Annotated in this window: 13 protein-coding genes; 11 read left to right on the top strand and 2 right to left on the bottom strand. The window is 71.7% G+C overall.

Annotated features, from left to right (window positions below; genetic code table 11):
• Positions 1-31: 31 nt before the first annotated feature.
• The 7 genes from ABZ493_RS02560 (at position 32) to ABZ493_RS02530 (ending at position 7,422) form a co-directional block, all read left to right on the top strand.
• A complete protein-coding gene (locus ABZ493_RS02560; RefSeq protein ID WP_430580615.1) occupies positions 32-391 on the top strand; it encodes a metalloregulator ArsR/SmtB family transcription factor in 360 nt (119 codons plus the stop codon).
• The gene (locus tag ABZ493_RS02555) at positions 388-2,439 is read left to right on the top strand and encodes a cation-translocating P-type ATPase (protein ID WP_430580614.1); all 2,052 of its coding nucleotides are present in this window, start codon (positions 388-390) and stop codon (positions 2,437-2,439) included. The genes ABZ493_RS02560 and ABZ493_RS02555 overlap by 4 nt, the downstream gene beginning before the upstream one ends.
• 222 nt (positions 2,440-2,661) lie before the next feature.
• A complete protein-coding gene (locus tag ABZ493_RS02550; protein ID WP_430580613.1) occupies positions 2,662-3,582 on the top strand; it encodes a helix-turn-helix transcriptional regulator in 921 nt (306 codons plus the stop codon).
• A gap of 141 nt (positions 3,583-3,723) precedes the next feature.
• Entirely contained in the window at positions 3,724-4,509 is a 786-nt protein-coding gene (locus ABZ493_RS02545; protein ID WP_430580612.1) for an SDR family NAD(P)-dependent oxidoreductase, read from the top strand.
• 28 nt (positions 4,510-4,537) lie between these two features.
• The gene (locus ABZ493_RS02540) at positions 4,538-5,446 is read left to right on the top strand and encodes an alpha/beta hydrolase (protein WP_430580611.1); all 909 of its coding nucleotides are present in this window, start codon (positions 4,538-4,540) and stop codon (positions 5,444-5,446) included.
• Positions 5,447-5,692: 246 nt separating this feature from the next.
• Positions 5,693-6,568, top strand: a complete 876-nt coding sequence (locus tag ABZ493_RS02535) for an NAD(P)-dependent oxidoreductase (RefSeq protein ID WP_430580610.1) — start codon at positions 5,693-5,695, stop codon at positions 6,566-6,568.
• Between the two features lie 269 nt (positions 6,569-6,837).
• A complete protein-coding gene (locus ABZ493_RS02530; RefSeq protein ID WP_430580609.1) occupies positions 6,838-7,422 on the top strand; it encodes a maleylpyruvate isomerase N-terminal domain-containing protein in 585 nt (194 codons plus the stop codon).
• Positions 7,423-7,625: 203 nt separating this feature from the next.
• Here the strand turns inward: ABZ493_RS02530 and ABZ493_RS02525 are convergent, their stop codons facing one another.
• Entirely contained in the window at positions 7,626-8,513 is an 888-nt protein-coding gene (locus ABZ493_RS02525; protein ID WP_430580608.1) for a hypothetical protein, read from the bottom strand.
• 227 nt (positions 8,514-8,740) lie between these two features.
• Here ABZ493_RS02525 and ABZ493_RS02520 point away from each other — a divergent pair, with 227 nt between their 5' ends.
• From ABZ493_RS02520 to ABZ493_RS02505, 4 genes are all read left to right on the top strand, one after another.
• The gene (locus ABZ493_RS02520; RefSeq protein ID WP_430580607.1) at positions 8,741-9,421 is read left to right on the top strand and encodes a hypothetical protein; all 681 of its coding nucleotides are present in this window, start codon (positions 8,741-8,743) and stop codon (positions 9,419-9,421) included.
• Between the two features lie 206 nt (positions 9,422-9,627).
• Complete coding sequence (locus ABZ493_RS02515; RefSeq protein ID WP_430580606.1) at positions 9,628-9,930, top strand: antibiotic biosynthesis monooxygenase family protein; 303 nt, start codon at positions 9,628-9,630, stop codon at positions 9,928-9,930.
• 50 nt (positions 9,931-9,980) lie between these two features.
• Entirely contained in the window at positions 9,981-10,733 is a 753-nt protein-coding gene (locus ABZ493_RS02510) for an AraC family transcriptional regulator (RefSeq protein ID WP_430580605.1), read from the top strand.
• A 124-nt stretch (positions 10,734-10,857) separates the two neighbouring features.
• Positions 10,858-11,052: a DUF1737 domain-containing protein gene (locus ABZ493_RS02505; RefSeq protein WP_430580604.1), complete on the top strand. Its 195-nt coding sequence runs from the start codon at positions 10,858-10,860 to the stop codon at positions 11,050-11,052.
• A 912-nt stretch (positions 11,053-11,964) separates the two neighbouring features.
• Here the strand turns inward: ABZ493_RS02505 and ABZ493_RS02500 are convergent.
• Positions 11,965-13,482 carry a catalase gene (locus tag ABZ493_RS02500; protein WP_430580603.1) on the bottom strand — a complete coding sequence of 506 codons (1,518 nt, stop codon included), beginning with the start codon at positions 13,480-13,482 and terminating at the stop codon, positions 11,965-11,967.
• Between the last annotated feature and the right edge of the window lie 4 nt (positions 13,483-13,486).

Below are 13,486 nucleotides of genomic sequence, written 5' to 3'. Positions count from 1 at the left end.
TGAGTTCACGATGCGATGTACTGTTCATCGCATGCTGAACACACTCGACCGCATCGAGGTGATGGGTAGGCTCGGGCGGGCGATGAGCGACCCGACCCGGGCGCGCATCCTCGAGCGTCTGCTGGACGGTCCCGCCTATCCCGCCGACCTCGCGTCCGCGCTGGACCTGAGCCGGTCCAACGTGTCCAACCATCTCGCGTGCCTGCGTGGTTGCGGGCTGGTGCTGGCCGAGCCGGACGGCCGTCGCACCCGGTACGAGCTGGCCGACCCGCACCTGGGCGCCGCGCTGGGCGAGCTGATGCGCGTCGTGATCGACGTCCGCGACGGGCGTGAGTGCACGAACCCGCTGTGCGACGTGCCCGGCTGCACCGCCTGCGAGGTCGAGGCATGAGCCGCGAGTGCTGCGGCGGCGACGAGGCCGAGGACCGTCCCGTCCTGCTCGGGCTGGGCGTGAGGCCGCCGGCGCCCACCTCCGGCGACGGCACCGCGCAGAGCCGCGCCGACAGCGACGAGCACGACGAGCACGACGAGCACGACGAGCTGGCGCCCTGGTGGCGCGACCGCGCCTTGCTGCTGCCGGCCGTCTCGGGCGTCCTGCTGGCGGTCGGCTACGGCCTGGAGTGGTCCGGGCTGGAGGTGCCGGCCCGGGTGGTGCAGGCCGCGAGCCTGGTCGCCGGCGCCTGGACGTTCGTCCCTGGCGCCCTGCGTCGGCTCCTGCGGGGCCGGCTCGGGGTCGGGCTGCTCATGACGATCGCCGCGATCGGCGCCGTGGTGCTCGGGCATGTCGGCGAGGCCGCCGCTCTGGCGTTCCTGTTCTCGATCGCGGAGGCGCTCGAGGATCGTGCGATGGACCGCGCGAAGCACGGCCTGCGCGCGCTCCTCGCTCTGATGCCGGAGACGGCGCGGCTGTCGCGCCTCAGCGGCGAGGTCGAGGTGCCCGCCACCCAGGTGCGCGAGCTCGACCTGCTCGTCGTGCGCGCCGGGGAGCGGCTCGCGACGGACGGCGTGGTGACCGAGGGGCGGAGCTCCCTGGACACCTCGGCGATCACCGGGGAGTCCATCCCCGTCGAGGTGGGCCCTGGCGACGCCGTGCCCGCAGGTGCGGTCAACGGCACCGGGGCCCTGCTGGTGGAGGCCACCGCGGACGGGCGGGACAACTCGCTCACGACGATCGTGCGCCTGGTCGAGGAGGCGCAGGCGCGCAAGGGGGAGCGTGCACGGCTCGCCGACCGCATCGCACGCCCTCTGGTGCCGATCGTGCTGGTGGTCGCCGCGCTGGTCGCCGCGTGGGGGCTGGTCGTCGGCGAGCCTGGGCTCTGGGTACAGCGTGCGCTGGTCGTGCTGGTCGCCGCGTCGCCGTGCGCCCTGGCGATCGCCGTCCCCGTGACCGTAATCTCCGCGATCGGAGCGGCCAGCCGGTTCGGCATGGTCATCAAGTCCGGTGCGGCGTTCGAGGAGCTCGGCACGGTCCGGGCGGTGGCGATCGACAAGACGGGCACGCTCACCCGCAATCGCCCCGAGGTGGTCGAGACCGTCACCGCCCCGGGTACCACCCGCGAGCAGGCGCTGGCGCTGGCCGCCGCGCTGGAGGCGCGCAGCACCCACCCGCTCGCCGCGGCGATCCTTGCCACGACCCCGGTGCCGGCACGTGCCGACGACGTCCAGGGGCTGCCCGGCCGTGGCCTCCAGGGCACGGTCGACGGCCGGAGAGTCCGCGTCGGCACCACCCGCTGGATCGACCCGGGCGAGCTCGCCGGCAGCGCCGCCGCGCTGGAGGAGAAGGGCATGACGGTCGTCGTCGTGGCCGTCGACGACGCTCCGGCCGCGGTGCTCGGGATCCGCGACGAGCTGCGTCCCGAGGCTGCGGAGGCCGTCCGGCACCTGGCGGCGGACGGCGTCGCCGTGACGATGCTGACCGGGGACAACGAGCGCACCGCGCTCGCCCTCGCCCGGGAGGCGGGCATCGACGAGGTGCGAGCCGCGCAGCTGCCGCAGGACAAGGAGCGGGCGGTCCGCGAGTCCGCGCAGCGCGTCCCGACGGCGATGATCGGGGACGGCGTGAACGACGCCCCGGCACTGGCTGCCGCGAGCGTCGGCATCGCCATGGGTGTGGGGGGCTCGGCCGCCGCCGTCGAGTCTGCCGACGTCGCGTTCACCGGCACCGACCTGCGGCTGGTGCCCCAGGGGCTGGCCCACGCCCGCCGCGGGCGGCGGATCATGACCGGCAACATCGTCCTCGCCCTCGCGATCATCGTCGTGCTCTTCCCGCTCGCCCTGTTCGGCGTGCTCGGTCTCGCCGGGGTCGTCCTCGTGCACGAGGTGGCGGAGGTCGTCGTCATCCTCAACGGCCTGCGCGCCGCGCGAGGGGCTCGTGCCCTGCCGGTGCTCCCGCGTCCGGAGGCCCGTCTGATGGAGCCGGCCGCGAGGACGACGTCCTAGGAGGTCCGTCCGACGCCCGACGCCGTCTCCCGGTGGCGTCCTCGTTCGCGGGACGCACCCCGCGCCCAGGACACATGCGGTGCTCGCTCAGGTCGCGGCCGGCGCGCCGGCCACGACCACAGAGAAAGCCCGCGCGCCACATCCGCGGGGAGGGCGGTACGTAGGAGACGCCGTCCTACCCTCCGGCCTGCCCACCGTGCTGCCCGCGCGCGACACTGAGGTATGGCCAAGAAGAACCAGAGGCTCAGCGAGTTCCTCACCGCCAAGCGTGCCGCGGTGACGCCGCAGATGGTGGGGATCGAGGTGACCGGCACCCGGCGGGTGCCCGGGCTGCGTCGTGAGGAGGTCGCGTTCCTGGCAGGGGTCAGCGCCGACTGGTACGTCCGCCTGGAGCAGGGGCGCGGGGTCACGCCGTCGGAGCAGGTGCTCGACGCGATCGCGCGGATCCTGAGGTTGGACGATGCGGAGCGCGACTATCTGGTGAACCTGGCGCGCCCGGTGGGACGCCGGCCTGGTGGCGACGAGCTGCCGTCGGTGCGCCCGGGGGTGGTGCGGATGATCCGCCACCTCGACAATCAGCCGGCGTTCGTCCTGGGCCCGCGGATGGAGGTGCTGGTCGGCAACGAGCTGGCCTGGGCGCTGCTCGCCGACTTCCCCGCCCGCCCGGTGAATGACCGCAACCTGCTGCGCTGGATCATGACCGATCCGGAGGCCCGGGAGCTGTACCTGGACTGGGCGACGATCGCGAACGAGCTGGTCGGTGTGCTGCAGCTGGAGTCCTCGGCCCGCCCCCGCGACCCGCAGATCGCGGCACTGGTGGGCGAGCTCGCCACGACCAGCGACGAGTTCCGTCGCTGGTGGGCCGAACCGCATCCGGAGGGCCGCACGACGGGCACCAAGCGGTTCCACCATCCGGTGGTCGGGCCGCTGACGATCGAGTGGGAGGCGTTCACCGTCCCCGACGACGCCGCGCAGACGCTGTTCGTCTACACCGCCACCGACCCCCGCTCCGACGCTGCCCTGCGTCTCCTGGCCAGCTGGCGTGCCAGCGCCCGGGACGGGGCCGAGGTGGCCGACGAGGCTGTGCGGACTCCTGTGGGCGCCGACACGGTGGAGCGGACCGGGCCGCGCACGCCTCGTTGACCAAGCGCGACGTCGGGCAGCGCCACCGACGCCGGGTAGGCCCTGGCTGCCTAGGACACTTTCTCCCCTTCTGCGAGCGGCGGGCTCGTTCGAGCATGGTTGATGGCCGCGGCGAACGTCGTGGCACGGAAGGGAGAAGTCATGTCTACCGATCGTCCGCTCGCCATGGTGACCGGAGGCTCGTCCGGCATCGGGTTCGAGCTCGCGAAGCAGTTCGCCACGAACGGTTTCGACGTCGCCATCGCGGGTCAGAGCGACCGTGTGCACCAGTCGGCCGAGGCGCTGCGCGAGCTGGGGGCGCAGGCGTGGGCCCACCAGCACGACGCGTCGACCTATGACGGCGTGGAGGGCTTCTGGTCCTTCGTCGCCGGCCTGGGACGCCCGCTGGAAGCGGCCGCGCTGAACGTGGGCATCGGCCTGGGTGGTGCGTTCGTCGACAACGACCTGGACGACGAGCTGCGGCTGATCGCGGTCAACGTCACCGGGACCGTGCACCTGGCCAAGCGTGTGGTGCAGGACATGGTGCCCCGCGGGCGTGGTCGCATCCTGGTCGTGTCTTCGATCTCCGCCGCCACCCCGACCCCGTACGAGACGGTCTACGGTCCCTCCAAGGCGTTCGGGTTCTCCTTCGCCGAGTCGCTGCGCGAGGAGCTGCGCGACACCGGTGTGAGCGTGACTGCGCTGCTGCCCGGCGCCACGGACTCCGACTTCCACGTCAACGCGGGCATGAGCAACACCGCGCTCGGCCCGGGCGCGAAGAAGAACGACAAGACCCTGGTCGCGCGGCAGGGCTTCGCGGCGCTCATGGACGGCGCCGACCACGTCGTGGGCGGCGACGAGGAGACGCAGCGGCAGGTCGAGGAGAACCGCACCACCCCCGAGACCGTCAAAGCAGCGCGCCAGGCCGAGCTCACCCGCCCTCGCTGACCCGTCCACCGGTCGAGGAAGGGCTGACGTGAACCACCTGAACGACACCGTCGAGCACGGGCGTGCCTGGATCGACCAGGCTGCCGGCGTGCGCATCGGCTACACCGTGACCACCCCGGCCCAGGGAGCGGGCAAGACCGTCGTCCTGCTGCACGGCGCGCCCCAGACCCGTTACGCCTGGCGCAAGGTCACCGGCCCCTTGACCGAGTCCGGCTACCGCGTGATCGCTCCGGATGTCCGCGGCGCCGGTGCGTCGTCGAAGCCCCGGGACGGCTACGACAAGTGGACGATGGCCGGCGACATCCACGCCCTGGTGCACGAGTTGCTCGGCGTCGACGAGCCCGTGTCGTTGGTCGGGCACGACCTCGGGTCGATGCTCGCCCTGAGCTACGCGCTGCGCTACCGCGAGGACGTCGCGAGCGTGACGTTCATGGAGGCGCCGCTGCCCGGCACCGACTACTACGAGCAGCGCAAGGTCGCCAAGAGCGCGTGGCACTTCGACTTCCACGCCAACCCCGACATCGCGGTCTACCTGACCCACGGGCGCGAGCGGTGGTACATCAACCGCTTCTACGACGACCTCACCTACCAGCCCGACGCGATCACCGAGCAGGACCCGGACGTGTACGCCCGCGCGTTCGAGGCCCCCGGCGCGATGCGCGCCCTGTGCGAGATCTACCGCGAGCTGGACCACGACGCCGACCTCAACCGCGCCGCGCTGAAGAAGGACGGCAAGCTCACCATGCCGGTCCTGGCATCCGGGGGCGGCGAGCAGGCACTAGCACGCAACTACCCTCCGATGGTCGAGGAGATCGCCGAGGACGTCACGGGCCAGCTCATCGCCGGCTCAGGGCACTGGGTCGCCGAAGAGACGCCGCAAGAGTTCGTCGACCTGTTCGTCGACTTCGACACCCGTGCACGAGGCGCCAGGCAGTAGCGCGATGGCGTCAGGCCGACGCGAGTACCTCGGCTCTGGAGATGCGGGCCGAGCAGAAGCGACTGGGTAGGACCACCTCACCCCTCCCTCGCGGCATCTCGCTCATGCTGACGATGACTGGTCCCGCCTCCCTCGGCGCCGGCAGCAGGTGGCGGTCACCGCGCCCAGGAGCGCACCCCGCGCCTCCCGGACGGCTTCGAGCCACGATGAGCCACTGACACTGCACGGAGAAGAGAAAGGTCTCGGATGAGCACCACCCCGAATCGACGAGTCGCCGTCACCGGCAGCAGCGGGAAGCTCGGCTCTGCCGTGGTCCGCAACCTGGCGGAGGCCGGCTGGAGCGTCCATGGCTTCGACGTGCTGCCGCCTGGACGAGAAACGGCCGGCTCGTTCACCCGCCTCGACCTGACGGATCTCGGCCAGGTGGTCGAGGCCCTGCACGGCATCGACGAGCTGCACGGTGGCGTGGACGCAGTCGTGCACCTCGGCGCGATCCCGGGGGCGAGCAACGCCGCCAACACGGCGACCTTCACCAACAACCTGACCTCGACGTACCACGTGTTCACGGCCGCGCAGATCGCCGGCGTGCGCAACATCGTGTGGGCCTCGAGCGAGACCCTTCTGGGGTACCCGTTCGCCACCACCGAGCCGCCGTACGTCCCCATGGACGAGGAGTACCCGGCCCAGGGCAACGTCGCGTACTCGTTGGCCAAGGTGCTCGAGGAAGAGATCGCGCGTCAGCTCACGCGCCGCGACCCGCGGCTGAAGATGATCGGGCTGAGGTTCTCCAACATCATCGAGCCGGAGCAGTACGCGAGGTTCCCCGACTTCGAGAACGACCCGGACAGTCGAGCGTGGAACCTGTGGAGCTATATCGACGTACGCGACGCCGCGCGCAGCGTCCGACTCGCTCTCGACGCAGAAGTCTCAGGGTTCGAGGCTGTCAACATTGCCGCGGCCGACACGGTGATGACCACGCCGACGGCCGAGCTGCTCGCACGAAAGCTGCCCGACGTCCCCGTACGCACCGCGGTCGAAGGGACCCAGGGCCTCATCGACATCACCAAGGCCGAAGGCCTGCTCGGCTGGTCGCCGCAACACACCTGGCGTTCACCCGCGTAGCCGACGGGAGGCGACTGCGGACGGCTGTCGCACGACGTCGGGCTGCTGCAGCGTGGGCGTGGCACCGCAGGGTTCCTGCAGCAGCGCTCATCGATCAATCCCGCTGGTGGGCTGGACCCCCGCGGAGGATTGGTGGAGCGCCCCTACCTCCCTCGCGAGAGGGGGTTGCGGGCCGGTGGGCGCTCGGACCTCGTCACGAGAGACCGTGATGGTCCGGATGTCGTTGCACCCTCCACCGAGCCGTTCGGGAGATCAGGTCGGACCGGTCCATGACGGCTGGGGCCGCGGGCGCGTGGGGCGAAGGATCGATCCTGGACGGCATGACGGTCGGCGCGCTCGCCGGCCACCTGGCACGCAGCGTGCTGCAGGTGGAGTGGTTCCTCGACGGGCCGCTCGACCAAGGCATCGAACCCACGACCGCGGTGACCTACTACGCCCGCATCGTGGACGCCCCGGACCCGGGCTCGGCGCTCAACCGTGGCGTGCGTGCGCGCAGCCAGGAGTCCGCGGCGGCGGGCGCTGCCGCCGTGGCGAGCGACACCGCGACGGCACTCGACCGCCTCCGCGCCCGGCTGCCGCAGGAGCCTACCGACCGCCGTGTGGCGATCCTGCACCGGCCGGGGGAGGAGATGCTCCTCGACGAGTACCTGCGCACCCGGTGCGTCGAGCTGGCCGTGCACACCGACGACCTCGCCCTCAGCGTCGGGGCGGACGCACGCGCGCCCGAAGCGGCGACGGCAGTCGCGATCGACCTGCTCGTCGCCGCGGGCGCCGAGCGGCATGGCGGGCTCGCCGTCCTGCGCGCCCTCAGCCGCCGTGAGCGAGACGATGCCGGGGCGCTGCGGGTGCTGTAATCCGGATGACGCCCCGCCCTGGACGTTGAAGGCACTATCGCCCTGGGTGACAACCACCCGGTCGGGCGGCACACGGCATCGACACCGGTCACGACAAGTCCGCGGCCGGTCCAGCGTGCAGCCAACCGGCATGGACTCCTTGCGGAGCCCTCAAGCGACGAATCTTCGGTCGATGGCGCGTAGAGCGGCCCAGGAGGGTGGCGCTAGTGGGTGGTGACGGGGGTCGTGTAGAGGCTCGGTGTGCAGCCCAGCTCGCCGGGTTCGATGAGGATCCTGTCGAAGGCGGTGAACTGCCGCGTGGGCTTGCCGTCCGGCCGCACGGCCACGATGCAGTCGCGCGCCTGCGTGACGCCTACGGCTGCGACGAGCTCGTCCGCCGCCCGTTCCGCCCGGACGACGTCGACCCCCGGGAAGACTGCGCGCAGGGCCGCGATCGCGTCGTCGGGGCTCGCTCCGTCAGGGAGCTGGTCCAGCACCTGTCGCACCTCGTCACTCTCGTCGGCGTCGAGGGACGGAGGCGGCGTCGGCGAGGGCTGGGCAGGCGACGAGGCCTGCGGGCAGTCGACCTTGTCGTAGTCGGCGACGTCGTCCAGGTCGGATGCCCGGACCACGAACCGCCAGCAGGACCTCGAGCTCCCCGAGTTGCGACCCGCATCGCCCATGACGCTGTCGATGTGATCGACGTTGACCACGATGGCGAGGTCGATCAGCGCTCCGTCGCGGTCGCCTGAAGACCCCTGCCAGGCGAGGGCGACGACCGAGTAGGACACCCCGTCCTCGCCCTGCGGCAGCCGCGGCGACACAATCGCGCGTCGTTGAACGATCGCGGCGGCGTCGGCGGGCTCGTCGTAGGACGGTTCGACGTCGTCGGCGATCCCGATCGCGACGCGCTCCCCGAGCTCAGCGGCCAGTGCATCGCCGTCTTCCGCGACGAAGATCCCGGCGGCGTCGCGGACGGGCCCGTCGACCAGCTTGTTCACGATGTAGATGGTGGCGATCGTCGGCACGACCGTGAGTAGTGCGACGAGTCCCAGGATCTTCATGAAGAGGCCGGTCTTGCGACGCGGTGGCTTGCCCTCGGCGTTGAGCACGCGCTGATCTTGGCGGATCGCTGCCCGGAGCGCCAACCTTCCGCTGGCGCCCGCGGGTTGCAGGTCAGCAGTCTCCCGCCGGGGGAGCACCGGCATCGGCCGACTCTTGCCGCTGGCCCGCCCGCACCGAGATGATCCGGGATGTGATCGATCCTCGGGGCACCGACGTCACGCCTGAGCGCACCCGCCGGTCGGCGCGCGGCGGAGGCGGCCGCGCCGGGGCACTCGTGTTCCTCGCGCTCGTCTTCGGAGTCCCCGCCGTGATCGGGTACGTCGCGTTCACCCCGCAGAGCGGGGAGCGGTTGGCGCGCAGTCTCAACGGGGACGTGATCGTCGGCCTCGCGGACGACATCCAGGAGGTGCAGGGCGAGGCGCTGGATGCTGAGTCCGTGGCCCGGGGCGCCGTGGCGTACCCCCGCCTTCCCCACGACGTGGTCGGTGCCTCGTACGGCGTGGTGCCGCTCGCCTGGGAGGGCCGCACGGACGACGACGGCGGCGCGCAGGTCGACCTGGCTGTCACCGTCCTCGTAGCTCACGAAGACGGCGTCGGGTTGTTCGACCCCGGGAGGAATTCCGGGAGCCGCACGACCTGCGTTCGGTTCGTCGTGCACCAGTTCGACCCGGACGGTGTCGCCGACCACGACCAGATCCACTGTCCAGAGCCCCTCACGGCGGCAACACCGCGGCCGACCCCCGTCGCGTCTCAGCGCGCCGACCTCGAGTCGGGCGTACTCGAGGTCCTCAATGCGCTACCTGACGGCGCGCAGCCCCCGGATGTCGGGCCGGCGGTGTGGGCCGCGCTCGGAGATGACTGGGCTGCCGCGCCGGCCTGTACCTGCGACCGGTCACGACGCACTGAGATGCACCGGCCACTCAGGGTCGGTGAACGCCCACCGGGTACCACCTGATCAGTGGCTGACCTTGGCCATTGTCGCGAGCTTGCGGCAGGAAGAAGGCACGAAGGGGCGCCGGCCAGCGGCGACTCCAGCGACATGACCTCGTGTCCGGTGGACGCGTGAACGTGTCCGACTGGCGGGAGCGCGCCGCGTCGACCCTGCCGGAGGATCGGGTCGTCCCCGTTCCGCGGTAGCCGCCGCCCACGTCAGGAGGCCCCATGTTCATCGCGATCCTCGATCTCCACACCGCCGCAGCCGACCGCCCCGCCGCCCTCGCACGGTTCGACGGCGAGGCCGACCTGGTCCGCGCGATGCCCGGCAACGTCGCCTTCCGGGTCTACGCCGCACGCGAGGACGACACCGCGATCGCCGTGGTCCACGAGTGGGACGACGAGGCCTCCTTCGCCCGCTACCTGGGCTCCGACTCCTTCGCGCGCCTGGGCGGGTCGGTCCGCCCGCTGCAGACCGGCACGACGGTGAGCCGGCGCTTCCGTGCCGACCTGCTGGAGTCGGTGGCCTGACCGCCGGCGCCACGACCAGCCGCCTAGGATCGAGCCGTGCGAGACCGCCGATGACCCGCCGCGCGTCCAGCTTCGTCCGCACGTTCGCGCCGGAGCCCGCACGCGACCTCTGTCCGGACCGCCACTACCTGCTCTGCGCCTCCGCCGGAACCCTCCGGCTGGAGACGCAGGGCCAGGCATGGTTGCTGCCACCGGCGCGCGCCGCGCTGATCGAGGCGGGCCGGCCCATCCGGGTGAGCATCCCGCGGCCGGCCACGACCGCATCCGTCCTCTTCGACACGGCCTGGGTGCCGCCCCCGCCGGCTCCGCTGACGGTCTTCGACCTCGACCCCTTGGCGCACGCGCTGCTGGCCGAGTGCCGCGCCTGGGGCGAGGCCGACGCACCGCTGACCGCGTACGCCGAGACGCTGTACGCCGCGCTCGCCGCGGTGACCTGGCGGCTCGCCCGGGAGCCGAGCCCGGTCGTCGTGCCGGCGGGCCGCTCGCCCGAGCTGCGCCGCGCGCTGCAGCTGACGGAGCGACGCCTCACGGATCCGGTCCGCTTCGAGGAAGTCGCCGACGCGGTGGGCCTCGCCCCGCGTTCCCTCGCGCGCCGCTTCGAGGAGGAGGCCGGCATGACGTGGCGCGCGGTGCTGCGCAGGATGCGGGTCGCGGCCGCGATCGAGCACCTCGCCGCCGGCGAGGCCCCGGTCACGGACGTCGCGTACGCCGTCGGGTACAACTCGCTGTCCGCCTTCAACCTCGCGTTCAAGGAACTGACCGGCCGTACTCCCACGCAGTACCGGGCTAGTTTCCGGTCGTGAACTGTCGGCCGCCAGCTCGCTGACCCGCACCCGCCAGGCCTGAGCGTCCTGCCGCCGCGTCAGCATCGTGGTGGGCGTCCGGCAGCGGAGGCGGCATAGCCGACCCGCACCGCAAGGAGATTCCATGACTCAGCCGCCCGACGGGCTTCCCGTGTATCGACTGCTGACCGGCCCGGATGACGCGACGTTCTGCCGCCGCGTCTCCGAAGCCCTGGCGCTGGGCTACCGCCTCTACGGATCACCGTCGATCAGCCTGAGCGGGGAGCGGGTCATCGCCGCACAGGCCGTGCTGTGGCCCCAGGTGACGTCCGAGGAGTGATGCTTCCTCAGATGGACTGCCGGCGGCCATCGTGGAGGTCCTCCGCCCCAGCGAGGCGCGCGCAAAGCCGGTGTCGATCAGCACGCCCGACTGGTCGGCGTAGTGGAGGCGGGGGGGCGGCACGTCGGACTCGCGCCGCACGACCTCCATCGCGGCGAGCTCGTCGGCGTGGGCGGTCCGTCGCACCCCGACGGTCGCTTGCTCGGGATGGTCGATCAGCCTGATCTCTCGGTCGTCCACCGTCGTTCTCGTTCGTCCAGCCGCGTGCTGGCCTCGTGCCCGGCGTCGTCCGCGACAACTCCACGATCGCAACGTGCGACGGCGGGCGACAGGGCCGTTGGTCACGACCCGGTGGGCCGCACTCCCTCGTGCGGTCCGGTCGGACGGCACTGTGCCCGTGACGCCGAGGGCAGGACGATCGGGGCAAGGAGCGGGCGCGCAGGTACGTCGGCCGCGCCACGAAGGAGCCCGCCATCACGCACACCTGGAAGGCCGAGATCCAGCTCTTCGACGCCGACGACCCGGGGGCAGACGGTGTCGTCACGGCGGCCCACGCCCTCCTCACGACGCCGGCCGGCTACGCGTTCCGCGTCGCACGCGTCGAGCCGCCCCGGACGCTCGTGCTCCGGCAGAGCCCCCCGGAGCACCCGTGGAACGGCGTCTGGTCGTTCCACGTCCTGCCCCGACCCGACGGGACCTGTCGGCTCCTGTCCCGCTCCCGCACCACGACCCCGGACAGCCGTGCGCTCCGCCTCGCCACCCGTCTCGGGGAGCCGGTGACCCTGGTGATGACCCGACGCATGCTCCGGGGGATCCGACGGCGCGCCGAGCGGGCGAGGGAAGGGTGACTCTCGGTCGTCCCTCGATGGGGACAGCCGGGCGTCCCGACGAACGGGCCCGCGGCGGCACGGCTCAGGCCTTGCGCTGCGCCTCGGTCCGGGCTTCGTTCCGCTGCTGTGCCGCCTTCGGGTCCGTCTCGTCGGCCTTCGCCCGCACGCCGTCCTCGACGGACCGACCCACGGCAGGATCGACGGAGCGCCAGTACGCGAACGCCCGCTCGAGGACGGGCTCGCTCACGCCGTTCAGCAGGTGCCCCACGACGTTGTCGACGAGCCGTCCGCGTGCGGCGTCGTCCATCACATCCCGCACGAGCGTGCCCGCCTGGCCGAAGTCGTCGTCGGCCTGGTGCGTCTCGTACGCCGCACGGACCATCTCGCCGTCCGACGCCCAGCCTCGCTCAGCGTCGAGCGCCGGACCGTCGGCGTGGGCACCGCCGACGGAGTTCGGCGTGTAGACGGGGTCGCCGGGATTGGTGTGCCGGCCGGCGCCGTCCTTGAGGTAGGAGCGCACCTCGACGTGCGGTCGGTTGACCGGGACCTCGGTGTAGTTGACCCCGAGCCGGGCGCGGTGCGCGTCGGCGTAGGAGAACATCCGCCCCAGGAGCATCTTGTCGGGGCTGATCCCGATCCCCGGCACGAGGTTGCTCGGTGCGAACGCGGCCTCCTCGATCTCGGTGAAGTAGTTGGTCGGGTTGCGGTCGAGCGTCATCCGCCCGACCTCGACGAGCGGGTAGTCGCCGTGCGGCCAGACCTTGGTGAGGTCGAACGCGTTGAACCGGTAGGTCTTCGCGTCGGCGTAGGGCATCACCTGGACGTACAGGGTCCAGCTCGGTGCTTCGCCCGCGGCGATGTGCTCCCAGAGGTCGCGCACGTGGTAGTCGGTGTCCATCGAGGCCATCTGGTCGCCCTCGTCCTGAGTGAAGAACTCGATGCCCTGGTCGGTGTGGAAGTGGTACTTCACCCAGAAGCGCTCGCCCGACGCGTTGACCCACTGGTACGTGTGGCTCGAGTAGCCGTTCATGTGCCGCCAGGATCGGGGGATGCCGCGGTCGCCCATCAGCCACGTGACCTGGTGCGCGGACTCGGGGGACAAGGTCCAGAAGTCCCACTGCATGTCGTGGTCGCGCAGGTTGTTGTCGGCCCGGCGCTTCTGGGAGCGGATGAAGTTCTGGAACTTCATCGGGTCGCGCACGAAGAAGACCGGCGTGTTGTTGCCGACCATGTCGTAGTTGCCGTCGTCGGTGTAGAACCGCAGCGCGAAGCCGCGCGGGTCGCGCCACGTGTCCGGGCTGCCGAGCTCGCCCGCGACCGTCGAGAAGCGGGCGAGCATCTGCGTGGTCCGTCCGGGCTGGAACACGTCCGCCCGGGTGTACCTGCTGACGTCGTGGGTCACCTCGAAGCGACCGAAGGCGCCTCCGCCCTTCGCGTGGGGCTGACGTTCCGGGATCTTCTCCCGGTTGAATCCCGCCATCTGCTCGATCAGGTAGTGGTCGTGCAGCACGATCGGGCCGCTCGGGCCGGTCGTGAGGGAGTGCTCGTCGCTCGCGGCGGGGGCGCCGTTGGTCGCGGTGGTGCGTCGGTCGCTGCTCATGGTG

This window comes from Isoptericola sp. NPDC019482 (assembly GCF_040632295.1).
In the GTDB taxonomy this organism is placed as follows: domain Bacteria; phylum Actinomycetota; class Actinomycetes; order Actinomycetales; family Cellulomonadaceae; genus Isoptericola.
This window is presented reverse-complemented; position numbering and strand designations above follow the sequence as displayed.